Below are 21568 nucleotides of genomic sequence, written 5' to 3'. Positions count from 1 at the left end.
ATATATCTCCCTATTTCCATGACATATTTACAAGGAGGAAACACTATGAAAGAGTATGGCACAGAGATGTTATATAAACTATTGCAGATATTTTTCGGGCAAGCCGATAATTTAATGAAGGCACTGATTTTACTTGTTATTATTGACTATATAACGGGTGTTTGTGCCGCAATTCAGGAAAAACATTTGTCAAGCAGAATTGGAGCAGTTGGAATTATTAAAAAAGTATCTATTTTTTTGGTGATTTCTGTAAGTCATGTGGCCGATCAATATTTGATGGAACAAGAAGATGTACTTCGTACAATAACTGTAGTTTTTTATTTATCAAATGAAGGAATAAGCATTCTAGAAAATATTGAAAAGATGGGTGTCCCACTACCAGAAAGACTAGTAACATTTCTGTCTCACTTTAAGAAAGACTAAAAGTTCAAACTGAGTTTAGCAGTTTGGAGTTTTGAAGCTTTTTTAATGCACGCTTCTTGATCTGATTAATATTTTGTTTGGAACTAGAGAACTGGCGAGCGATTTCTGTCGAAGAGTATCCATAAATATATATTAATTTCAAAATTGATTTTTCCTTTTTTGTAAGAGATGAGCAAGAAGACAGTATGTCGTCGAATGTAGTGTAATTTAGGCTGTTGGTGTTCATGGAATATACTCGATTCCATTGGGATTCTGTCATCTCATCCCAAGATATTGTTGGAATATTGTTTTTAGAATTTTTCCGGATCAGTGCTATATATGAATTTTTCATGGATGTAGAAATATATTTGACAATGATGCCATCACAGTTATTTTTCAAAGATTGCAAAGGAATCGTATGTATTATTTCTATAAAGGCGAGGAGAAGTTCGTCAAAGGAGTCTTCTATATACAGTATACGGCTATAATGACGGAGCAACGGCATAAATTGGGTAATAATATCTTGCATGGAATCTTTGCAACCCTTTTGCGCACGCATCACTTTATCAACGAGCATTCTTTACACTCCCAATCATTTGAAATTGAGAGTTAAAGAAGAAATGGAAGAGAAAAAGTAAATGCTTAAATGTTATATATAGGAAAAAGGTTGCTCCAATGATGAGTTACAGGAAATGTTGCAGGTTAATATGGCTCCAAACATAAAAAGATCGAATACACCATAATACAGAGACTACTGTAATTGGAAAATGTAACATGATATTTTTTAAATAGACATTAAGATAATTGCTTGGATAGTACAGGTTTACTTTTATCAATAAAAACGTCCTTAGTAGATGAGTAAGAGATAGGCCTAAAGTACTCAATACTACAAAAGGAGTGTTAAAAATGGCAAGCTTTGAATTTCTTTCTCCATCCGGAAGCAATTTGACAAATGGGGTTATTGCTGCGACAAACTGTATGAAACTGAAGGTGACAAGGAATACCGCGCCCTGGATCTATTCTAATTATCCTGAAGCTATAGGTAGAGGTGGAAAAGGAAAAGCGATTGCTGACCCAGATGCTAAAGGTAACAAGTATTTCATTAATCAGCAAAAAGTGTCTGGAAGTGGTGAAGTTTTCTTTTCGCACACTAACTATACGGGTAAGACATTGAAGATTCGTGTTCATATTTTCAATCCTAATTCTTCAACTGTGACAGTAAAACGGACTAATATGGGCATGTCTAGTGGCTATAATAACGCGGCAGATACTGTAATTAATTATTTTAACAGCGCAACAAAGCAATTTACTCTTGCAAAAAATGGTTCTGCCTGGCTTACCGATGAATGTGCTGTACCAAATGGTCAGCCAGCATCTGGAATGATTCGATTTGAAAGCGATAAGGTTATTATTGTGACGGTCTATGCCTACCTTAACCTTAGTTCCGTTGATGGAACTGAGACTACATATCCATATGGTTTTGAATGGTGTGATGATAAAACCCAAGGATCCACCAAATATCCCCCTGTATATACTGGCTTAGGCAACGGTAATTTTATTACTTTTGCACATGGTACAATTAAAGTTTCTGATCTGCTCAAGAAACCCTATATTTATGCGTCTAACGGTGATAATTATTCTCATCCGAACGACAATGAAATTGTACCGATTAAATTGCTAGGTACTAACTTGACGGCAAGTCTTACTGCCGCTCACGATGACCTGAAAAATTTGGGGAATTGGTGTACACACAACTACAACACGATTACGTTCAAGAACGATACAACTTCTGCAAAAACAATTTATGGGTCTCTGTGCGGTAATAGCGCTGGAAATACTCAGGTTATCAATTACAAAGGCAAAATGCACAGCAAAGTTCTTCATGAAGAAACTTGGCGTTGGGCTAAGATTACATTGCAGGCAGGAGAAACTTATGCACTAGACTTTCAGCACATTATTGCATCTTATGGTGCGCCAGCAACTATCCATCAGTGGAAGGTATAAACTGGAGTGATACCTAACAGAGAAATAGACTATTAAAATATTCCGGGCTACAGCATTGCTGTAGCCCGGAATGTTTTAAACATATTATGAAATATTCAGAGAACCCCATCGGTCCGTCAAATCAAATACTTCATCACTGACCATGATCGCCCCGTCCCAGACGATCCCATGAACCACGGTTTCCTGTTCCTGACTTCCCTGCCAGATATGGACTGGGATCGAAAGGACGGGTACAGCAAAGAATGTCGTATATTCCTTTGAATAACTGAATCTTGCCAACTGATATGCGTCTGGATGTTGCTGCTTGAATGCGTTGCCTTCTTCTGTACTCATAGATGTAATGTCATAGAGGTCGTGCTTCTGGTTGGCAGACACTTCTAGGTACAGAGCGCCGCCCTCCAGTTCGCAGCGTTCCCATGGAAGCATTTGCACCGTCTCCAGGGACAGGAAATTTTCATTTCCTATGCTGATCTGCAGATCAGAGCCAAAGTCCTGCTGCCCTTTTGAACGCCAGGCCAGGGAACTGGTAAATTTGTTATTTAGACCATCCACAGTGTAATTCTGCTCATTCCATGTTAAAGTTCTCCCCGGCCGCAGAGATGTCACGGAAACGATGCGCTTTTCTTCATCCCAGTTCAAACGAAATCCAGCATTGGAGTATCCAATGGCGGCATTGATATTTTTCCCGAATTGGTTATCCAAATAGCTGCTGCACAGGCTGTCCAAACAGATCGCCATATGGCCGCCGATATTAAAGGCGGGGATCTGAAGTCCGTTTACCTCCACGGAGATATCTGTGGCATAAATGGAACCCACGATAGTTCCCGGGGCTTCTGTTTTCTCGGGTGCATAGGAGGGAAACTGTTCCGGAAGTGCCTGGGTCGTGACGCAGGCCTTGCCTGTGTCCCACTCATCTCCCGGACTCCATTCCACCAAAAAGCCATAATCTGCCAAATCCTGAAGGACAACTGCAGTTCGTCCCCCAATGTTATAGCTGGGGATTACCGCTCCATCCCATAGCGTAACAATATCAGTGGCATAGAGATGACCGATTTCTGTACCGGCGGGCGCCATCTCCTGGGCGTTTGAATGAATGGATACAGCGGTTAGGGAAATTGCGAGTGCACACGCAGGAATGCTTAATTTTTTTATATTCATTTTCCGTTGCCTCCTAACATTGATGACAATAAAACAGGCGCAAAATCCAAAGAAATTTTATGTGCATGTCTATATAAATATAAGACAACTATTGCTAGAGATGCAACGTTATTTACAGCAAATATTTTTCGATGATTTCATAAATAGGAAATTATCTGTGTTTATATATGTAATACCAGCAGCTAGATTTACTTCTTACTTGATCTATGCTCTTTATCTCTATGAACAGCAAAATCCCCGGACTATTTCGCTTGGACAACCGAAAAAGTCCGTCATGTCCCATTCGGGTTTCATTTGCAGTTCAATTTATAAAAAGGAGATTCGGGTATATGAACAAGTATTTTTTGCGAACAGTTAGCAGCACAGAAGGAAAAATTCGACTGGCTGTCGTCTACAACGGAGATTTTTCTGAAAATTCTCCTGTAAATGTTGAACTCTATAATGGGGATACCAATGAAAGCAGCGATATTATTTCTCAAGATAATACTGGTGTCCTTTTGAGTCCTCTTTGCGCAAACACCTCCTATACCTTAAAAATCAGCGAGAAAGAAAAGGTGCAGCACCTGTGCTTTACTACTAGCGAAGATGGTAAAACCATTCAGTTGGATTGTCCGTCTCCTGATGATATTACAGTAATGCTGAATGCGATTGCCCCCATGGCAGCTGCAGCAACTACATTCAGTACCTATAGTTCTGCGTCTGCAGCAAGTCCTGTGGGTGTCTATGCTAGCCTTTTCCAGGCTATTGACCGCGCACGTCAGGCGGGTACTGGCGCAGTAGTAAAGATCAATGGGACTTCCGAGGTCTACCGTCATGGACAGTCTGGCCGTTATTACAAATATCAGTTTACTGCCAGCTATGGATATACTACTTCTTTGACGGACGTGAATAACTGGCTGAATGGGTACCTGTATACATACGCCATCACCTCTTCCAACGCACGATTTTACGGTTGCAATTGGCTTACTGCCAAGGGGACACCGAATGAATGGGCCAAGGAGCCTAATAGTGGTGGATACTATTATCAGTTTGGGTTTGCTTGCACAGATAATAAAGCAACGAAAAAAGTGCTCCTGTCTCAATCCCGCCTGAAACCTTCTCAGAATAGCAATCAGCCTTTTAATGCCTATGTGTTTTTCAGCGTCCAGAATAGCTCTATCAGCCTTGATGCAGGAATCTATTCCGGAAGGGGAGATGGTAACTGGCGGATCTGTATATCTGGTGGCGGAAAGTTTGACGATGATGCGATTGTCTGTGGTTCTACGCAAAATAGTGCGGGCGAGTATGTTGCTGATGCGGATATTCAACTGACCGTATCCTATGTTACTGGGAAACTGACCGTGGTTGCAAAGAATCTATCTACTGGAAAATCCTACACTATGAGTCGTAGTGATAGCCGAATCAGCGGCACCCCTTGTTTCATTTCGGCTGTGTCGTATGTGCCGGATATTACTTCTGCCATGACAGCAGATTATCGGTGTGGTGGCTATTTCCGTAATGTCATCCAGACTGAATCCAAAGTATATTCCTCTAGTGGAACTGCATACGACTTCTATTCCAAGAGTAGTAAGACCCAGTATTCGCTCCGGTATAATACTGATTGCTGTGACTTGACAAGTGGGTCTGCTCGGGATGTAATTGATATTTTCTATGATCGTGCGTATCGTACCTGATCCGTAATATCACCGATCTAGTAATATAAGCATAAAAGTGAGTGTGGAGACGCTAGGTCTCCACACTCACTTTTCAATGTTGCAGTTGTTAGAGAATACTGTCTTAATATACAATAAAGTTTTATGAAGAAGGGACTATACAATGTTATATCATGAGTTACTAATAGAACTATATGAAGAAGCGTTCTTTGAGCTTCTCTTTTACGAATTGAGTTATCAGCAGGATGCATTACCTTTCTTAGAAATAGATTTAAAGACATATCTATCAACAGAAGAGCATCGCTTTAAGTAGAGATTGAAAGAAAAAACCACATAGAGTAACTTTTAAAAGAGCCTGTTGCATGATTGAGTTATCTGAGTCTTCTATAAAAACAGATTTCTATAGATGCAGGAGAAATCAGAATGAGAAAACGTTTATTATATTTGGATATCCTCAGATGCTTTGCAATCGTGTTGGTAATCATCCTCCATGCTATGGTACCCATTCTTGGAAATCAAACATTTTTTCAAACGCCGTCATGGTATTTTTGTATTTTCCAGAATTCGATTAACCGGATCGGCGTACCGCTTTTTTTGATGATTAGTGGTTACCTAATGTTAAGCAATTCGTCTACAGAGAGCATTTGGTTCTTCTATAAGAAAAATATACCAAAACTGATTATCCCACTTACAGCGTGGAATATAATTTACTACATCGCTGACTCATACCTAAAGAATGAAGAAATGGATCCATTCGTATTTCTTCAACAATTTTTAAATCAAGGATGCAGTTACCATCTGTGGTTCATATATACCTTAATCGGGATTTATTTGATGTGCCCGTTTCTGTACCGCATTGTGGTGCTTTGTACATCGAAAGAATTACTTATCCTAATTATAATTGTTCTTTTCCCAACTACCATTCGCCCTTTGATCAATACAATTCAACCAATTTATATTTATCTGTTTGATCCGCTTCTGGAAGGATATTTGGGTTATTTTTTGCTTGGATTCTGGTTAGGAAAGTCAGATTTGAGCAAAAATTCAAGAATTCTCATCTATCTGTTGGGGATTGTTGGATATATTGGGGGTGTAGTAGGAAATCTCGTTACATCTTCAAAAGAAGCAATCCCACTCCCGTTTAACGGAGGGTACTCACTCAATCACTATCTTACTGCAGCGGCTATCTTTGTTTTTGTCCGAGCTATATTCCGGCAGCATGGAAACTCAGGAAAACTTTGCAGTATGTTTTCAAACCTTTCTGACTTAGTCTTTGGTGTGTATTGGATTCATGTATTAGTATTAGAGAGTGTGACAAGTCTTCTTGAAGACAACATCTCTGTCCTTCAGTATATTATTCTTGTACCAGGATTAACGATCTTTATTTCATTTGGAATTGTATGGGGACTTAGTCGGATTTCTGTTTTTAAAAAGATTCTCTTTTAGAAAGGAGTTATGGTAGTTATGCGAAGATACCTTGCTCTAATGTGTTTGTTGACCCTTTGTCTTTCTTCTTGCAGTATTGAGAAATCATCACATCATACATCTGATTTGTTGGGGCCACATTCAACTGAGAATGCAACAACAGAAGAAAACTTTGTGCCCAAAGATTTCTATGATGCTGCACTCTATACAGGTCTTGATGTGGAATTGACATTTTGGAGCCAAAACTGCGATACCCCTTATGGGTTATGGGGACCCGCCGCTACGCTTCTGAATGAGAAACCAGAAATAACACGAGAGGCTGACACGGCACTTGAGGAGCCTGGAGTCTCTATTACTGGCCAATATGAAACAAAGTCTTGGGAAAATTTTGAGGTAAAAACCTTTATTGCTTGTGAAAGTGCTCATACAAGTGAAGGGTTTCAAACCGTTTATTCCCTTGTGACCCTAAGAAATGATATTTATACATACAGAGGGATTCATGTGGGAAATACGCTTGAAGATTTGTTAGTTGCTTATCCTGATATGGGATATGATTTGGACGGATGGTATCAGGAGTATCAAGATGCTGGTCTAAGTGGTCAACTTCGATATACGCCAGAAGAATACCGTGGTAGCCTCTCACCGGACCTTATCTTTTGGATTGAAAACGGCTTGGTCACAAAGATGGAACTGAAATATGAGCCGAAACGGTTTGAATTTTGAGTATTGCTAAGTCCTGTTCCAAAATGGAATCTTAAAAACTCAACAAAAAAGTGAGTGATAACCGTCAAAAAAGTCGGTATTCACTCACTTTTTAAATGCGTTAACTTTCTGCCTGGACTAGAAAACAGTATTTTGGAACAGACCCTTAATTATTTTTACATATAATTTCTCTGATGTAATTCTATACCACGTTGGTGCTAACTTCTAATATTCAGATGGCGTAGATGTGTGCTGTGTGCGGTAGACTAAAAAATATATTTATTTCTAATAATTTTAAAAGCAAACCACTAGAAGGACAAGACGGCTATGCGTACCTGCGGCTTCAACATCAAGACTACCACCGAGACTATCTGCTTGGTAGAGATAATGAGAGAACATTGAGAATTGATGCAAGATTAAAGTGGAAATCGAAGCAAATAAAATCATAATACTACTAAGCAAAAGCAAGCGAGACTAAGCAAGACTAAGCGAGACTAAGCGAGACTAAGCAAGACTGAGCGAAAGTAAGCGAGACTAGGCGGGGATAAAAAGAATAAAGATTCTTGTTGTAATATGAGCGGGAATATGATAGAATATGAAACGAAAGGAGGCACGGAAATGTCTGCATTGGATGGATTCAGAGCTTTTGATTTTTCAGAAGGGGTTCCATATGCGTCGTTTACGCAGAATGGCATTACCTTCAACAAGTCAGTTACACTCAAGTTGGGCGAACCAGAATACGCAAAATTTCTTATCAATTCAGACACAAAACAGGTTGCAGTCCAAGTGTGTAGTTCGGATGACAAAAATGCAACCGTGTTTTATCGTCCCAAAGCGTCTGGTGTGCTATCTGTAAGATGGAATGCGCGTGATTTGTTGAACACATTGGAGCGCGTAATGGGATGGAATCTCAAACAAAACGGCTACCGAGCTGACGGCGTATTGCTTCGAGAGGAGCGAGCCATTGTGTTTGACCTTTCCAACGCATCTATACTCACCTAATTGGTGTCTACCGGCAAAGCCGGATGGCATATAAAAAGGCCTTAGCTGAGCGGCAACTCAACCAAGGCCATGTTGAGAAAAGTTCAGACGGCTAAACCGCCCATATACTTTACTCTAGACACAATATAGTATATGGTCGTCTCTACTTTTTTCAAGAGGTTTCAGTGATTTGTCTACAACTCGTTTTTATCAAGTCGCTGAAAATCTTTTGGAAAGGAGGACGGGCGTTTGAATAACGATGTGAAGTTAGATCGAACTGGACAGGACGATTCATCAGTTACTTACGTTTACACGGCATATATCACGACTCGCAGTGGTAGACGAATTTATGCCAAGGCGTATGGACTGAATGCGTTCCGTATCCCTGTTCAGGCTAGCAAACAGTAATTAACCTTTGGGGAGAATGTTGGCGGTTTCGTTCTCCCTCATTATTATTGAAAGGAGACCGTTCAATGGCAGTCCACCATGGAGGCAAAGTAGGAAAAGCCGCAAAAACACTTGCAACCAAGTCATCTACTGGCAAGGCCAAAAGCAAGGCAGGAAAAACTCTTGCAGAGCATAAGGCAAAGGAGCATTAATAAAATGCCCACCCTTGATCTTTAAAAAATCAAGGGTGGGTATTTTTTTCTAGGATATAAAAAGTCTAATTTAATAAGTTGGTCTATAAAAAGTCGTTTTTTTAGACAAACGGTTTTTGCTAGAAGCAAAACGGCACGCCAGCCTGCCACTATTTTTCGATGACAAGGTGCTCTAAAATGCTGATTTTGCAACAGTGTTAGCGCCGGGCGCGCCCCCATTTGGTTAATCTCTCCCGACTCTAACAACAGTCCCTTATCAATTAGATTAAGGCTCTTTCAAACTGATCATTTCATTGACCTGGCGTACGCCGCCAAAACTCTTAGCAACTCCGTTTACCATAGCCCGCATAGAGGAGGATTCACCGCCGTCCAGCATAAGACCAACATAGTCGCTGCTACCGTTGTTGGAATCCGAGAAGCCAAAGTGGGATTTTAATGCATTTCGGAAGTCAACGATAGATTTGCTGCTGCTGGAAACTGCAATGACCAAATACAGCTCGTTTGTTCTGGTATTAGCGACCATGGCCGTTCTTTTAGTGCTCAGAGAAGTAGGAGTATAGTCAAAGTACCAGTTATCAGAAGTGGACCAGTTGCTGTTGCCAAAGTGCATATTGATGCCGCCCTGCATCCATACAGCTGTCGGAGTACCGAGACGACTCTGCGCTTCCGTTGCACGAATGACCTTATCTACCATCTTCAGTTTTCCGTTGTGGTAGGCCAGAGCGGCGTTGCCGACTTTCGAAGATCCACCAGATCCATTTGCATCGCCACTGCTATTCGGGCCTACCGATACTCCATTGTTCTGGGCAATGTTATAGAAGGTATAATCAGATCCAGCAGTTGTAAAGAATCCACCGTTGATCCCGTACCCATTGCTGTTTTTGATGGCAGTACGTCTGATATTAACCAAAACAATATTAGACGGTGCAGTCTTCATAATGTGCAGAGTCAAACCATTATAGGTTTTAGAAGAGTATTCAGACTTATAGGTGGGCGTCGAAACCGCGGTGATTTTCCACTTTTGATTCGTTGCCCCAGTGTACGCCTGCCAGGAAACATTGGCACTATTGGAATTCCCCTCAGCAGTCAAATACCGATTACTATGCTGAGAAAGACGAATCGTGTACACGTTGGCGGATACTTTGGAAAGAATCAACGTGCCGTCTGCGTTGCCGGCAGCCTTGTACAGAGTACAGTTCCAGTTGGTTCCAGAGCGATAAGCATTCAAAGCATACGCTTGATTGGAAAAGTGCTTAATGAACTGTTCACCTGTAGAGGTTAGAGAATCAATGACCCACTTTTGATCATTGCTCGCTGTTGCGGCATAGACATTGACATTGGTGCCATTGGCAATGGAACTGCTGCTGGCAATGTTTAGACAGCGTCCAGAGCCTTCGTGGGAAATGATGTTGTAAGTTGCCATAATTAGTCCTCCTAATGATTATTGTAAGCCGGTTTTAGAAGAAACCTATCCTGTTTTTTGCTTACAAATAAAAGAGAGGAAAACGACGGTTAAAAGTAAATGTTTGTTCGATGTAGTTAATAACTAAGTCAACAAGATATTCAAGTAAGTCCAGATTAATGAATAAAATGTAATGGAAAAAATTGTTGCGCTTTTCTTGTATAGATGTCTTCTAAAAAAAGGAGGATTTTATATGAGAAAGCGCATTTTGTACTTGGATTTTCTGCGTTGTCTAGCTATTTTTTTGGTTATTGTATTGCACAGCAATGCGCCAGTTTTAGTGAATGCAGCATTTTACCAGGTCCCATCCTGGTATTTATGTATGTTTCTAGACCCAATTAACCGGTCAGGGGTTCCACTTTTCTTTATGATCAGTGGGTATCTATTACTTAGCCGTGACAGTACAAAGGAAGTTGGTAAATTTTATAAACATAACATTCCCAAATTACTGATTCCGCTTATTGCATGGAATCTCATATATGTTTTGGCCCGTATCAGAATGTTTGATGATGAAATCAGCTTCAAAAGTTTTATTGAAGCATTATTAAATAAGGGAATCAGTTACCACATGTGGTTTATCTACGTTTTGTTGGCCATCTATATTTTCTGCCCCTTTTTAAAGTGCCTGATAGATGGATGTACTCAAGCGGAACTATTGATTCTGATCTGTATCATCCTGTTTCCGACAGCCATTCTTCCCCTTATCACACCTCATTTGCCAATACAGATTGGGCTGTTCAGTTTATTCAATTTGGGAGAACTTCAAGCACGAGTTGGTTATTTCCTGCTTGGGTACCTTATTGGAAATTGGGATCCGAAAAAAGGGGTACGATATAGTGTATACATGTTGGGCTTTTTTAGCTATGCTGTTTGCTTATATGGCAATCTCTCTACATCATCTAGTGAGGAAATCCAGCTTCCATTTGAAAGTGGAACTGCAATTTTTCAATATTTCATTGCTGCATCCGTTTACCTCTTTGTAAAGGCTTTGTTTTCCAAACGTGCGATGCATATAACCGTAGGACAAACTGTCCTTTCCTGGCTGTCAAAACGTGCGTATGGGGTTTATTGGATCCATGTGCTGGTATTAGATACTGTTACCGGAATCGTTGGAAGTTCCATGTCAATCCTACAATTTATTGGCTATCGCGTAGGCCTTACAACTGTTATTTCTCTTATATTCGCCGTAGCTGTTTCTTATATTCCGGTGATACGTCGAATTTTACAGTATTAGCTTCTCTATAATCAAATATGGGAAAACATCAAAGTTGAGGTTGCACTTTTGAAAGATTCCAGTCTTATAGAGTGAAATAACCAGTAAGCACTGGTAGAAGGGAATGAGTCCCATGCAGTTTTAATATGTAAATATTTTTGGTGAAAAGAATCATCTCATTCAAGTAAGTTAACCCTTGTTGAAAAATGTCAATACCCCAAAAATTAAAAAGTTTACAAGTGAGGTTATCTGTTATGAAAAGAAAGATCATAAGCCTACTTATCGCTTGTACTTGTATTCTCGGCCTAGTAGGACCTGCAAGTGCCGCAAGTATCGCTTCCTACGGGAAAAGTGTTATTATGCCGCGTGATACTCTATTCAGCGATTTGCTTTCTTCTGGAAGTCAGACAGCTACGTCAAGTGTTTTTACAACTGAGCCTGGCGAAGGCGGCAAGTTGCGTATTTGGTATCGAAATGACAAAGACACTCAGGCAAAAGTGCTTATTTTCCTGGAAGGAGAAACGTCTGAGATTGCTAGTTTCTCTGTCGCTGGTAATACTGGGGATGCTATTGAAATTCCGTGTAGCAATAAGACTGCAACATCCTACTACTGTAAAGTCCAAAACAATATGGGGACAGGCAGCCAAGGTGGCGTTATGGGGTATTTAGCTGTAGTACAGTTTTTTGAATAATTCTATTCCAGATAATTCGTCAATGGAGTATCTAGCAGTTACGGGGTAATCTAGAGCCATACCACAATTGGGGGTGGTTTCTGAGTAACGTACCTAAGCTGGATCTAACAGACAGTAGTATCAACAACCTCCTTATCCTACTTTATCGTTTATGGCGTTAAAAAATATACGTCTACATCTAGGATTAGTTACGTCCATAAACATGATGGAAAATAGAGCGGCGGTACTGACACCAGTACCGCCGCTTTTATGATTTAATAGTAGACTACGGTGGAGTATATTGTCTGGCTTTCAACAAATTTTCCGCCATTATATACGTCTGCTGATATCTTCAGCCGGTAGTCGTAGCCACTTGTGACACGGAAACTCTCGTTAAATTGATTCAGTTGTCCACTAGAAGTCCATTCTTTCAGAGTTTTCCAACTGCCTCCCGATTTCTGCTGCAATTCCAAGGTCGCATCACAGCTGTAAGTTGAACGCGTATTAGCGTATGCGGTACATGAGGCATCGCCGATACTGTTGATTTTTAAAATAGCCGAAAGTTTAGTCAAAGCAATATACCGCAGGTCTCCACTATGTTGACTAGTTTTATAGTATGCGGCTTCAGCCGAATTAAGTGTCTCATTCTCTGCAGCCAATACCGGTGTACTACAAAACAGAGACGCGCTGCACACAGTCAAGACAATTGCCCTAACAATATTTTCTGTTACACGTTGTTTCATAATCAAGTTCCTCCTTTGTTATTCGAGCTTTTGCTCGTACAAGGAGACTCCATTAGAAACTATTTGCAACCAAAATTTATATGCCGCCGATCCAATGGACGCCATCCGCCAGCCGGATCATTTCATCTTCGGTCAGATTAGTTGCGCTGATATCTAACATCACCCCAGAATCTTGATCAATCCAATATATTATTAAATCGCTCCAAATATTAGTTGCCCCATATTGATGATATACCTTCTCCACCTTATCTTCATTTGCGATATACAGAGAAGCCGGATGACCTTGTACCTCGATATCTCGTTTTGTACAGTCCTCTGTATCAAAGCTAACTACAAGCCCAGCACTATACGGAGTAACACTGACTACAATCATTCCATCCTGTGGGCTGAGATAGGAGACATAGCCACTAGAACTATCTTCATCAAAATTTCCACTATCCAGTTCAAATCCTTCCGGAATCCACTCCAAGGCAATATTATAGTGATATTCCAGGCCAGAATTTGTTTCGGCAGAAGTGTCCGTGGGCCCAGAGTAAGTGTCTTCAACTGTAATCTGAGTGTGGTCATCCATAACCTCAATGAGCACATTCAGCGTTGCTACCCGCACATCCTCTGACAGGGCAAACGCTGCGGTAAATAACTGTCCACTCAAGGCGGCGACTACCGCAGCTTTTGTCAGCCAACGGGAGACCGTCCGGCGCGCAGTTCTATGTCTTTTTTTTGCAAAGGCAGCCCGAATCGTCTTTTCACAGCGCTTACGTACCGCTTCCGGCACCTCAGCGTTGGGATCCTTTTTCAGTTCTTCATTGAGACGAAGGGCTTTTTCACCCTCCGCCTCTGCCACACCTTCCATCAGGAGCGCAAACAAAGCATCTTCATATTGTTCCATCAAGCGTTCATGGTCAGTCATGCTTGTTTTCCTCCTTTCGAATCAAAGCTAGTGCCTTTCGCCTGGCTCGAGTTAGTTTCATCCGTACACTGGAAGTTTGACACCCTAAGAGCTGACTTAATCTATTATTATCATATCCTAAAATGTATTTCCCTTCAAGGAGTATTCTGGTCTCTTTGTCCAAGGTTGGCCAAATCTTCTTAAACAACTCTATTTCCTCTTGCAGAATCAATTTGTCATCAATTGATGGTTCTCCCAGTGACTCTTGTGTTGTAAGTTCGGTCAGATCTACTATGCGGTCATTTTCACCCTGCTGTATTTTTAAGTAGTTGATAGCAGTATTACGTACTGTCGACACAATATATCTAGCAAGCACAGGTCGTTTGAATTGTCGGAGTAGATTTGTTTTTTCAATTAGTTTTCTCAAACATTCCTGAACAATTTCTTCCTGTACTAGCTGATCGGCTATATATTTTTGTGCGGTGAAAAACATTAAGCGGTGGTATTCCTGGTATAACCATAGGGCAAATTCCTCCTCTGTGCTGCGTTGAGAAGCATTGCCTTCTATCTCTTCTTTTATATGCATGATATCAACTCCCATAGCATACCTTTACGTTTATAAGACTGATATTGTCGAATCCTGCAACGACAAGGTGTAAAGCAATCATGTTTGCAACATCAAAAAAATTGGCCAATTATTTAGGGAACCTCTGAATAATAGCCTTTGTCCTGTTCCTACTCAATGTATTAGCCGCTATTTGCACTTGGCTAAGGTAATTTAAGCGAAAAATAGCCATTATTTCTCTGCTTTTCTGCTCCTTTTCCTGAAAAAGGGCAGACTGCCCCTGTATCAGGTTGCGGAGAGTTTTCGCCCGGCCATGGCAAGTGCATACAAATTGGCACAAGCGAACATAGCGTACAGTCGGTTCTCGTTTTTCTTCAGACCACGATACACAGTTTTCTTGTAGCCGAACTGACACTTGATGATCCGGAATGCGTGCTCTACTTTGCAGCGCACTGCGGATTTGCGGTTTTCAATATAACGCTCCCAGTCAATCGCGTTGTCACTGACCCGGGGAAGACTGCTGGGGCGGCGGTTAATACGGAAATCAATTTTTGAAAAATGCTCGTTGCTTGCGATTTCGGGGCGCTTCTGCACTCCAAGATATCCAGAATCCCCATAGACTACCCCGTCATCTTCCCGGAGTAAGTTCGCTGTCTGGGCAATGTCATGCTCGTTTGCCGCTGTGACGGTCATTGTGTGAACCAGACCGCTGCCTGCGTCTACGCCGATGTGGCATTTCATTCCAAATTTCCATTCATTGCCCTTTTTTGTCTGGTGCATTTCCGGATCCCGGGCTTTCTCCGCATTCTTGGTAGAGCTGGGAGCATTGATGATGGTGGCGTCTACAATGGTGCCGCCCTTCATCATGTGTCCGGTTTGTACCATGACGCGGTTGATTGCATCGAAAAACAGTTTGTTCAGGCCGTTTGCCTCCAAAAGATGACGGAATTTGCACAGCGTTGTTTCATCCGGAACCGCTTCCGTCATGAAGTTAATGCCTGCAAATTTTCGCATGGCGTAGCTGTCGTAGATGGCGTCCTCGGTAGCCGGATCGGACAGGTTGAACCAGATCTGCAGCAGATACATCCGCAGCATTTTCTCAATGCCCATGGGCGGACGGCCACGTTTTCCCTTAGGGTAGTAGGGTTCGATAACACCAACCCACTCGTCCCAGGGAATGATCTCGTCCATGATTTCCAGAAACTCCTCCCGCTTCGTTTTCTTCTTGCGGAAGCTGTATTCGATATCCGTAAATGTTTCCTGTCTTTTCATCGTCATACACCACCATTGATTTGATAGTCTTATTATCCCACATCCGGAGCCTTTATGGTAGTGCGGATTAAATCAGAGGTTCCTTAGATAAACTAAAATTATAACACAAAATAAAAACGAAACAATTCTTTTTCTTAAGATTCGGTTTGAGAAAATATAGAAAATATATAATAATATCATTCTGAACTTTAGGAGGATTTTACGTGGCGCAACTGGGAGATATCCTGGCGGAACTGCGTCAGGAACAGGGATTAACGCAAAAGGAGTTATAGAAGGTCACACCGTTGTTATGCTGGGTCGAGAGCTGGACGTTTGTGAGCATGAGTCCCGGCGCCAGGCGGGCATCGGCGCCGCGGGTATAGGCCTGGAAAAGCTGCCCGACACTGTCTCGCACCTGAACGCTGGTACGGCTGTTGCCGCTCATGGTAGGCTTGAGGACCGCACCTGTCACCAGATAGCAACCGGCAGGAATCCCGGTCTGAACCTGGTGATTCGGCAGCTGATTGCCGACGCCTTGGGGCTTCGGCGCTTCAGGAGCCGGCTGGACAGGAGCCTGGCCGGGAGCTCCGCCACCGGGAGCCTGACCCTGCGGGTTCTGGCCCTGGGGCGCCTGAGCCTGCCACTGGGGCGGCTGGCCCTGTCCCTGAGCAGTCTGAGGACTCAGCGGTGTTCCTGCACGGTACATCTTGCGTTGTTGGAAGGTCTGTACCCACTTTTCGTGAGCGGCATCCAGCTTGGAACGCTCAGTATCCCGGATGACGTAGCCCTTGCCGCGCTGCTCAATACCGACCCAGAGCGGCGGGGTCATTCCGTACAGGTACCGGCCAATGCCCCACTCCACTGCAGCTCGCTTCATGGAGTCGGATAGGCCGCCTTTTACGCATTCAATATCCGTGTCATCTGATCCGTCCCATTTGGTGAGCCAGTCTTTCAGCTCGGGAAGATAGATGGAGATGCCGCAAAGCTGTGCCTTTTCCCCCTTCCAGGGGACAAAATCGTTGTGCCAGCCATCGATGCCGACGGTGTCGTCCAGCCGTGTCTGAATGGCTCGGTTGGTCACATAGGGGACCGCCAAGCCATTGGTTTTCTCGTGATTGGTCGCGGAGACCCGCCATTCGATGTCTGCATTTTGGAAGGGGGCAGAAAGTGCCTCTTGCAGTTCACGTGCTGATTTTTGCCACATAAAAAACGCTCCTTTTTGTCAGTAGTTGATGGATGTACGAAGTGTGCATCTTTCCTCACGCGGCGTTAATAAAGTCGCGCAGCGTCTTCCCGTTGGGAATCAAGATGTCCGAGTAGTAATAGGCCGGGTCCTTATCCTTCAGGTGTTCCATGAGTTCCCGATAGCCCAGGCCCAGCTTGTTGTTGGACTCGCTGTATGAGTGCATATTGTTGAGGATGCTGAGCAGAAAGGCGGGAAGATTATAGGCCTTATGCTGCTTTTTATAGATGGGCAACGCGTTGGCCCCCACACACAGCGATCCATTGCTGCGGGTTACATTGGAGAACGGATAGTAATACATGATGGTCTCCGGGGTGGGTGTTTCGTCTGCGGCTACGCCAATCCGGCACTGGGAGATCTTCCCCTCATTGCTTATGGCAAAGCCAAATACCAGACGCGGAATGGGAAAACGGGGGTAGGGCGTGTCGTAAACAGATACATCGGCGTACAGCTTCGGATGCCAGAGAACAATGCGCTTTTCTTCCGCACTCTGATAGACCGACAGGGTGTTCAGCGGCAAAAAACCGCTGGCATATCCCGGCTCTGAGACCATGACACTCTGTTTGAAGGACTGGAGCAGCGCCTCCACCGTAATGTTTTTCCGGGAGAAAATGCCGTTCTCATTCTCCTCCACGGTGATTTTGCCCTGTTTGGGCGAGATTCGGATGATAAACTCACTATCGTCCATCATTATGCGGCCTCCTTTTGTTCATCAGAGGGAGTGAGCGGCAGCGGAATCACCTTATCCGCCGGCTGAGCCAGCTTTTCCTCTAATTGGCTGATTTCATATGCGCAGGCATCGAGGATCGCGCAAAGAGCCTCGGGGATTCTCTCATAAGAGTCGAACTCCTCAAAAAGAAAAAGCACAAGTTTTGGGCCTTTCCGGTCTTTCGTCCCGTCGATCCAGAGATAGTCGTAGCAATAGTTTGGAAACTGCATGGCGACATGGACGGCGTTTTCCATCTGCCGGACAAAGTTGTTTTCGATCCGCGAGATCCCGTACTTGGCTTCATACTCCCGACACAGCTGGTCGAACCGGTTCAGCAGAGGATCGCGCAGCACAAACGTATCTCGGTCCTCTTCATACTCCGTGTGGGACACCTTTTTACCTTCGTGGTGGTAGATTCGGGTATCCTGAAAAACACATTCACAGGCACACTGTTCCACAAGGCACTGGCTGTCCCAGCTCAGATCTGTGTCCGAACCGATATAATCGAACAGGAGGTCCAGCTTCCCATGGTCGTAGAGCAGTTTGGCAATGCTGAGGATCGACACGCTGGCCCTCAGAATGTCTTCATTGATGTTCATAGTATCTTCTCCTTATAGGAACGCTCGTGTTTTGATACTGGATGGAGGAATCTCTCTGAGGCGTCTGTTGAGAGAGCAAATGGGATACTGAAGCCGCTCCCACCAATCGAAATAGTCGATCAGGATAAGAAGGTCCTCTTCATCGAACTGTTCAAAGTCGATTTCGCCCAATGCAACACTTTCCTCACGCTCCAGCCTGGGGAGAATGGTATTCATCAAGTAAGGGTTCAGCTCCTGCTCATATTGGGGCTCCTGCTCTTTGAGTTGCCTGAGTTCATGATGCAGGACATCAAGATCCAGCCGCATGTTCATGCTGGGACCCCCTTCAACTGAAGTTCAGCCACGCAAAGGGCGTATGCGCCCAAGCCGGAGAGGAGCCGCTGCTCCTGCTGTTCGCTGATATAGTTGGTGTCGTAGCCCAGGTAGTAAAGCCCGGCCGCAGCGGTAATGTCATTGGAAAAAAACCGCCTGGCCACCTCAATGTGTTCCTGCAGCTTGGGATCGGAAGAACGGAACGCCGTTATGGTCAGTGTCGTTTCATCGTCTGGGTGAAACTGCCCAATCCGCGTTCCCATGGAGCGGATCGCCTGGTTTCGGGTCTCGATCTCCTTTTCCTGGAGCTTGCGGGCGTGCATATAGCACATCAGGAAGTGCTCAGATTCGGCACATCCCAAGGCCACGCCAAAGGGCAGTATGAACGGACCGCCATAGGGGGCTGCAGCAGGGTAGAAGCTGTCACAGTTCTTGCCCAGAAGCGGCTTGAGATGCTCCGCTGCCTGACTCCAGACTGCCTGTCGAACCGAAAGTGCTGTCCGTCTGTCCTGGGCCATTTTTTGTGCGGTCGGGCTCAGCGGCACGACCAGTGCAAAGTATTTGTTGTCATTCATGGTGATACCTCCTTATGTCAGTGACCGGAAACCGTTGGGGGTCAGGAGGTTGAAAACCATTCGATTGGAAATAGTCTCCCGTATCTCTGTGGAGATCAATCGTCCATTCGGTCCCCTGGTCTCATCGGTTGCAGTATGCTTTTCCTTGATGATCCGTCCCTTGATGATGTGCGGATAATCACACTCCATCAGGCCGTTGATCAAGCCGGAACCGCCGATTAAGCCAACCTGCCCGATTGATAAGGGCAGCGGTGGGCGTTTTACCTCACTGTCCAGCCGGCTTTTTGCGAACAGGCGGTCAAAGCTGGTGGATGCAGCAAGCTGCCGAGCCAGTTCCGCCTCGTTGAACACAGAGCCACGGAAAAGTTCGACCCGCTTGGAGACAGCCGGCAGCTCATAGCAAGCTGCGGGCAACTGGTCTGCGGTGGGCAGGGCCTCTGGATGCTCGGCGGAGGAATACAATGCTTCCGCTTCTTGTTCCGCGTCTACTCGCTGGCGGCGGACGCCTGTGACGACTACCTGCTTAAACTGTTTGAATTCACCGTCCAAAAAGCGGTGAATGCGAATCTGTTCAAAGTTGTCGCAGATAATGCGGCACAGATCTTCCGTCAGCCGATAATAGGGGACAATATAGGCCAGAAGGCCTCCCATCATCAGCAGCGGAATAGCATCGATCAAAAATCGCTTTTCGTCCCGGCTCCGTCCGCCATTTTCAGACAGGACAGACAGATAGGGCGGATTGAGAAAGACAGCGTGAAAAGCGCCCAGGCTGATGTTGGCGCCGAAAAAGCTTCCAAATCCGACACGATACAGCTGTTGTTGGGCCCTTTCCGCTCGCTGGTCGTCCAGTTCGATGCCGTAGCACCGGCTGTCTGTCCCCAGGGCAAGGCGAAGCAGGGCGTCTCCCGTCCCGCAGCATGGGTCCAGAAGATTCACAGTTGTTCCTGCAGGAAAATTGATGCTGCGGGCGATATAGCCTACATGGTCAAGATCCGTTGGATAGTGTCCCAAGCGAACGTTGTTCATGAGACGGCCGATGATCGACGCGTCCGTCGTTTTATAGGTTGGGAGCGCCTCGGCAAAATTCTTGAGCACTTGTGCCAGCTTGGAAGCGTCGGCATTCATCAATGAGATCTGCGACAGCTGTTCTGACAGATTTTGGGCCGCATCAGCCATCGGGTGCTCCAGCTCCAGCAGGTATGGCCTTGTCGCCCGGATCTCTCCCACCAGATAATTCCGTTGCTGCTCCAGCAGGCGGTAGATCTCAAACGCCGCCTCCTTCTTCTGCTCATTCAGAAGCTGAGCGATCTGAGTGCGGTAGACCTTGAATGATTCGGCCACCAGAGAGATGGTGTAGGAGTGGTCTCCCAGCTGTTCCAATGCGTAGAATCTCTTGGAACCAGGTTGAGCCTGCACACCATCTTCTTTGGGCAGTTCCATATGGTTCACCTCCATTTTTAAGAGAGGGGACTATGCTCACAACATAGTCCCCTCGTATTGTGCCTAAGCGGCACGATTGGTCTGGGCGTTCTGGATGCCCTTTGCAGTCTGCTCGCATCCATACCGGCCGACACAGCGTTCCAACCGGAAGACGCCGTTTTGGTCAATATGACCCTGTGCGTAGAGTTCCCGCACTCGTGTGACACCCATGGCGGTCACTTCCCGGCACTGCCGTATCACAATTTCCTTCATAGGTCACGCAGCTTTCGGCAGGAAGGTTTCTGGTTCATGCTCGGCCTGGGGTACTGCGGCAGGGGTCTCCCGTTGCGTGATGCGCAGGGTATAGCCGGACTCCCTCAAAAGCCGGTACATGGCTTTAAGCCGCTTGAACTCGAAGTCGTCTTCCAAATCAGCATCTGCCGTATTGGTATCTGCCTGAGCCTGCGCTCCAGCTTTCTCCTGGGGCGCCTGGGGAGCTTGTGCATCTTTGGTCTCCGGTTCCTTGATCTGGACGTATTCCGCGTCCATCGGAATCCGGTGTCTCAAAGACAGCCACAGGCGGCGAAAAAAGCCCGCGAGAAGTGTTCTGGCGATCCCGCGCTTTTTCTCCGGCAAAGTCACCACATCTTCCGCCTTGAGCGTATTGATGCTGTGCTTTGCCACCGTCAGCTTGGGAACCTCCACATATTCCGATTCCAGATAGCAGGAGACGGTTGCGGAGATAGAGAGCTTAACTTCGGCGGCGCACACACGCTCAGCGGTCAGGGTCTCGCCGATCAGCGCAGCGCACTCCACATCCATCGCCGCCACATTGCGGGCGGAAATGGTGCCGGCGTCAATGACGCCTTTGCCGGTGATGTTCCGGGCGTGGAGGGTGCCGTCCACCTGCAGAACGCCGTCATTGACAATATTCTGGCAGGCAAGGGTCTCATAATGTACGGTCTTCCCCTTGGGGATATACAGATTTTTCATA

General features: G+C 44.8%; 24 protein-coding genes. 9 read left to right on the top strand and 15 right to left on the bottom strand.

What is annotated here, in order from left to right:
• The first annotated feature begins 45 nt into the window (after nucleotides 1–45).
• Nucleotides 46–423 carry a phage holin family protein gene (locus tag ACEVJL_RS04550; RefSeq protein ID WP_374737019.1) on the top strand — a complete coding sequence of 126 codons (378 nt, stop codon included), beginning with the start codon at nucleotides 46–48 and terminating at the stop codon, nucleotides 421–423.
• Between the two features lie 4 nt (nucleotides 424–427).
• Here the strand turns inward: ACEVJL_RS04550 and ACEVJL_RS04545 are convergent, their stop codons facing one another.
• Nucleotides 428–979 (bottom strand): sigma-70 family RNA polymerase sigma factor, encoded by a 552-nt coding sequence (locus ACEVJL_RS04545; RefSeq protein WP_374737018.1) that lies wholly within the window; start codon nucleotides 977–979, stop codon nucleotides 428–430.
• A 329-nt stretch (nucleotides 980–1308) separates the two neighbouring features.
• On the opposite strand from ACEVJL_RS04545, the gene ACEVJL_RS04540 reads away from it, so the two are divergent.
• Nucleotides 1309–2406 (top strand): hypothetical protein, encoded by a 1098-nt coding sequence (locus ACEVJL_RS04540; protein ID WP_374737017.1) that lies wholly within the window; start codon nucleotides 1309–1311, stop codon nucleotides 2404–2406.
• An 84-nt stretch (nucleotides 2407–2490) separates the two neighbouring features.
• Here ACEVJL_RS04540 and ACEVJL_RS04535 read toward each other — a convergent pair whose 3' ends face one another.
• Nucleotides 2491–3564, bottom strand: a complete 1074-nt coding sequence (locus tag ACEVJL_RS04535; RefSeq protein WP_374737015.1) for a hypothetical protein — start codon at nucleotides 3562–3564, stop codon at nucleotides 2491–2493.
• Between the two features lie 329 nt (nucleotides 3565–3893).
• Here ACEVJL_RS04535 and ACEVJL_RS04530 point away from each other — a divergent pair, with 329 nt between their 5' ends.
• The 5 genes from ACEVJL_RS04530 to ACEVJL_RS04510 all read left to right on the top strand — a co-directional run bounded on the left by ACEVJL_RS04530 (nucleotide 3894) and on the right by ACEVJL_RS04510 (nucleotide 8923).
• Complete coding sequence (locus ACEVJL_RS04530; protein WP_374737014.1) at nucleotides 3894–5237, top strand: hypothetical protein; 1344 nt, start codon at nucleotides 3894–3896, stop codon at nucleotides 5235–5237.
• A gap of 402 nt (nucleotides 5238–5639) precedes the next feature.
• Nucleotides 5640–6662 carry an acyltransferase gene (locus ACEVJL_RS04525; RefSeq protein ID WP_374737013.1) on the top strand — a complete coding sequence of 341 codons (1023 nt, stop codon included), beginning with the start codon at nucleotides 5640–5642 and terminating at the stop codon, nucleotides 6660–6662.
• An 18-nt stretch (nucleotides 6663–6680) separates the two neighbouring features.
• Entirely contained in the window at nucleotides 6681–7364 is a 684-nt protein-coding gene (locus ACEVJL_RS04520; protein WP_374737012.1) for a hypothetical protein, read from the top strand.
• 597 nt (nucleotides 7365–7961) lie between these two features.
• On the top strand, nucleotides 7962–8345 hold the full coding sequence (locus tag ACEVJL_RS04515; RefSeq protein ID WP_374737011.1) for a hypothetical protein: 384 nt from the start codon (nucleotides 7962–7964) through the stop codon (nucleotides 8343–8345).
• 452 nt (nucleotides 8346–8797) lie between these two features.
• Complete coding sequence (locus ACEVJL_RS04510; RefSeq protein WP_374737010.1) at nucleotides 8798–8923, top strand: hypothetical protein; 126 nt, start codon at nucleotides 8798–8800, stop codon at nucleotides 8921–8923.
• A 265-nt stretch (nucleotides 8924–9188) separates the two neighbouring features.
• Here ACEVJL_RS04510 and ACEVJL_RS04505 read toward each other — a convergent pair whose 3' ends face one another.
• Nucleotides 9189–10346, bottom strand: coding sequence for an RICIN domain-containing protein (locus tag ACEVJL_RS04505; protein ID WP_374737009.1), 1158 nt, complete (start codon nucleotides 10344–10346; stop codon nucleotides 9189–9191).
• A gap of 232 nt (nucleotides 10347–10578) precedes the next feature.
• Between ACEVJL_RS04505 and ACEVJL_RS04500 the strand changes: the two genes are divergently transcribed.
• Together ACEVJL_RS04500 and ACEVJL_RS04495 are read left to right on the top strand one after the other, a co-directional pair.
• Nucleotides 10579–11619 carry an acyltransferase gene (locus tag ACEVJL_RS04500; protein WP_374737008.1) on the top strand — a complete coding sequence of 347 codons (1041 nt, stop codon included), beginning with the start codon at nucleotides 10579–10581 and terminating at the stop codon, nucleotides 11617–11619.
• Between the two features lie 233 nt (nucleotides 11620–11852).
• The gene (locus tag ACEVJL_RS04495; protein ID WP_374737007.1) at nucleotides 11853–12290 is read left to right on the top strand and encodes a hypothetical protein; all 438 of its coding nucleotides are present in this window, start codon (nucleotides 11853–11855) and stop codon (nucleotides 12288–12290) included.
• Between the two features lie 254 nt (nucleotides 12291–12544).
• Here ACEVJL_RS04495 and ACEVJL_RS04490 read toward each other — a convergent pair whose 3' ends face one another.
• The 12 genes from ACEVJL_RS04490 to ACEVJL_RS04435 all read right to left on the bottom strand — a co-directional run bounded on the left by ACEVJL_RS04490 (nucleotide 12545) and on the right by ACEVJL_RS04435 (nucleotide 21567).
• Nucleotides 12545–13012: a hypothetical protein gene (locus ACEVJL_RS04490; RefSeq protein WP_374737006.1), complete on the bottom strand. Its 468-nt coding sequence runs from the start codon at nucleotides 13010–13012 to the stop codon at nucleotides 12545–12547.
• 76 nt (nucleotides 13013–13088) lie between these two features.
• Nucleotides 13089–13922, bottom strand: coding sequence for a DUF4367 domain-containing protein (locus tag ACEVJL_RS04485; protein WP_374737005.1), 834 nt, complete (start codon nucleotides 13920–13922; stop codon nucleotides 13089–13091).
• On the bottom strand, nucleotides 13915–14487 hold the full coding sequence (locus ACEVJL_RS04480; protein WP_374737004.1) for an RNA polymerase sigma factor: 573 nt from the start codon (nucleotides 14485–14487) through the stop codon (nucleotides 13915–13917). Before ACEVJL_RS04480 ends, ACEVJL_RS04485 begins: the two co-directional genes overlap by 8 nt.
• A 264-nt stretch (nucleotides 14488–14751) precedes the next feature.
• Nucleotides 14752–15738 (bottom strand): IS5 family transposase, encoded by a 987-nt coding sequence (locus tag ACEVJL_RS04475; RefSeq protein WP_374737003.1) that lies wholly within the window; start codon nucleotides 15736–15738, stop codon nucleotides 14752–14754.
• Between the two features lie 238 nt (nucleotides 15739–15976).
• Nucleotides 15977–16921, bottom strand: coding sequence for a Rad52/Rad22 family DNA repair protein (locus tag ACEVJL_RS04470; protein WP_374737001.1), 945 nt, complete (start codon nucleotides 16919–16921; stop codon nucleotides 15977–15979).
• A gap of 55 nt (nucleotides 16922–16976) precedes the next feature.
• Nucleotides 16977–17651, bottom strand: a complete 675-nt coding sequence (locus ACEVJL_RS04465; protein ID WP_374737000.1) for a hypothetical protein — start codon at nucleotides 17649–17651, stop codon at nucleotides 16977–16979.
• A complete protein-coding gene (locus tag ACEVJL_RS04460; protein WP_374736999.1) occupies nucleotides 17651–18268 on the bottom strand; it encodes a hypothetical protein in 618 nt (205 codons plus the stop codon). The genes ACEVJL_RS04465 and ACEVJL_RS04460 overlap by 1 nt, the downstream gene beginning before the upstream one ends.
• 12 nt (nucleotides 18269–18280) lie before the next feature.
• Entirely contained in the window at nucleotides 18281–18580 is a 300-nt protein-coding gene (locus ACEVJL_RS04455) for a hypothetical protein (RefSeq protein WP_374736998.1), read from the bottom strand.
• Nucleotides 18577–19155 carry a hypothetical protein gene (locus ACEVJL_RS04450; protein ID WP_374736997.1) on the bottom strand — a complete coding sequence of 193 codons (579 nt, stop codon included), beginning with the start codon at nucleotides 19153–19155 and terminating at the stop codon, nucleotides 18577–18579. The genes ACEVJL_RS04455 and ACEVJL_RS04450 overlap by 4 nt, the downstream gene beginning before the upstream one ends.
• Before the next feature lie 12 nt (nucleotides 19156–19167).
• Nucleotides 19168–20595, bottom strand: a complete 1428-nt coding sequence (locus ACEVJL_RS04445; protein ID WP_374736996.1) for a DUF6094 domain-containing protein — start codon at nucleotides 20593–20595, stop codon at nucleotides 19168–19170.
• Between the two features lie 63 nt (nucleotides 20596–20658).
• Nucleotides 20659–20805, bottom strand: coding sequence for a hypothetical protein (locus ACEVJL_RS04440; RefSeq protein WP_374736994.1), 147 nt, complete (start codon nucleotides 20803–20805; stop codon nucleotides 20659–20661).
• A gap of 45 nt (nucleotides 20806–20850) precedes the next feature.
• Nucleotides 20851–21567 carry a hypothetical protein gene (locus ACEVJL_RS04435; RefSeq protein WP_374736993.1) on the bottom strand — a complete coding sequence of 239 codons (717 nt, stop codon included), beginning with the start codon at nucleotides 21565–21567 and terminating at the stop codon, nucleotides 20851–20853.
• Nucleotide 21568 lies beyond the last annotated feature (1 nt).

Source organism: Flintibacter porci, assembly GCF_041925195.1.
Taxonomy (GTDB): domain Bacteria; phylum Bacillota; class Clostridia; order Oscillospirales; family Oscillospiraceae; genus Lawsonibacter; species Lawsonibacter porci.
This window is presented reverse-complemented; position numbering and strand designations above follow the sequence as displayed.

Bases quoted from the DNA above. Each gene is read 5' to 3' on its own strand.
- ACEVJL_RS04550 (WP_374737019.1), top strand. From the start codon at position 46: ATGAAAGAGTATGGCACAGAGATGTTATATAAACTATTGCAGATATTT.
- ACEVJL_RS04545 (WP_374737018.1), bottom strand. From the start codon at position 979: ATGCTCGTTGATAAAGTGATGCGTGCGCAAAAGGGTTGCAAAGATTCC.
- ACEVJL_RS04540 (WP_374737017.1), top strand. From the start codon at position 1,309: ATGGCAAGCTTTGAATTTCTTTCTCCATCCGGAAGCAATTTGACAAAT.
- ACEVJL_RS04535 (WP_374737015.1), bottom strand. From the start codon at position 3,564: ATGAATATAAAAAAATTAAGCATTCCTGCGTGTGCACTCGCAATTTCC.
- ACEVJL_RS04530 (WP_374737014.1), top strand. From the start codon at position 3,894: ATGAACAAGTATTTTTTGCGAACAGTTAGCAGCACAGAAGGAAAAATT.
- ACEVJL_RS04525 (WP_374737013.1), top strand. From the start codon at position 5,640: ATGAGAAAACGTTTATTATATTTGGATATCCTCAGATGCTTTGCAATC.
- ACEVJL_RS04520 (WP_374737012.1), top strand. From the start codon at position 6,681: ATGCGAAGATACCTTGCTCTAATGTGTTTGTTGACCCTTTGTCTTTCT.
- ACEVJL_RS04515 (WP_374737011.1), top strand. From the start codon at position 7,962: ATGTCTGCATTGGATGGATTCAGAGCTTTTGATTTTTCAGAAGGGGTT.
- ACEVJL_RS04510 (WP_374737010.1), top strand. From the start codon at position 8,798: ATGGCAGTCCACCATGGAGGCAAAGTAGGAAAAGCCGCAAAAACACTT.
- ACEVJL_RS04505 (WP_374737009.1), bottom strand. From the start codon at position 10,346: ATGGCAACTTACAACATCATTTCCCACGAAGGCTCTGGACGCTGTCTA.
- ACEVJL_RS04500 (WP_374737008.1), top strand. From the start codon at position 10,579: ATGAGAAAGCGCATTTTGTACTTGGATTTTCTGCGTTGTCTAGCTATT.
- ACEVJL_RS04495 (WP_374737007.1), top strand. From the start codon at position 11,853: ATGAAAAGAAAGATCATAAGCCTACTTATCGCTTGTACTTGTATTCTC.
- ACEVJL_RS04490 (WP_374737006.1), bottom strand. From the start codon at position 13,012: ATGAAACAACGTGTAACAGAAAATATTGTTAGGGCAATTGTCTTGACT.
- ACEVJL_RS04485 (WP_374737005.1), bottom strand. From the start codon at position 13,922: ATGACTGACCATGAACGCTTGATGGAACAATATGAAGATGCTTTGTTT.
- ACEVJL_RS04480 (WP_374737004.1), bottom strand. From the start codon at position 14,487: ATGCATATAAAAGAAGAGATAGAAGGCAATGCTTCTCAACGCAGCACA.
- ACEVJL_RS04475 (WP_374737003.1), bottom strand. From the start codon at position 15,738: ATGAAAAGACAGGAAACATTTACGGATATCGAATACAGCTTCCGCAAG.
- ACEVJL_RS04470 (WP_374737001.1), bottom strand. From the start codon at position 16,921: ATGTGGCAAAAATCAGCACGTGAACTGCAAGAGGCACTTTCTGCCCCC.
- ACEVJL_RS04465 (WP_374737000.1), bottom strand. From the start codon at position 17,651: ATGATGGACGATAGTGAGTTTATCATCCGAATCTCGCCCAAACAGGGC.
- ACEVJL_RS04460 (WP_374736999.1), bottom strand. From the start codon at position 18,268: ATGAACATCAATGAAGACATTCTGAGGGCCAGCGTGTCGATCCTCAGC.
- ACEVJL_RS04455 (WP_374736998.1), bottom strand. From the start codon at position 18,580: ATGAACATGCGGCTGGATCTTGATGTCCTGCATCATGAACTCAGGCAA.
- ACEVJL_RS04450 (WP_374736997.1), bottom strand. From the start codon at position 19,155: ATGAATGACAACAAATACTTTGCACTGGTCGTGCCGCTGAGCCCGACC.
- ACEVJL_RS04445 (WP_374736996.1), bottom strand. From the start codon at position 20,595: ATGGAACTGCCCAAAGAAGATGGTGTGCAGGCTCAACCTGGTTCCAAG.
- ACEVJL_RS04440 (WP_374736994.1), bottom strand. From the start codon at position 20,805: ATGGGTGTCACACGAGTGCGGGAACTCTACGCACAGGGTCATATTGAC.
- ACEVJL_RS04435 (WP_374736993.1), bottom strand. From the start codon at position 21,567: ATGAAAAATCTGTATATCCCCAAGGGGAAGACCGTACATTATGAGACC.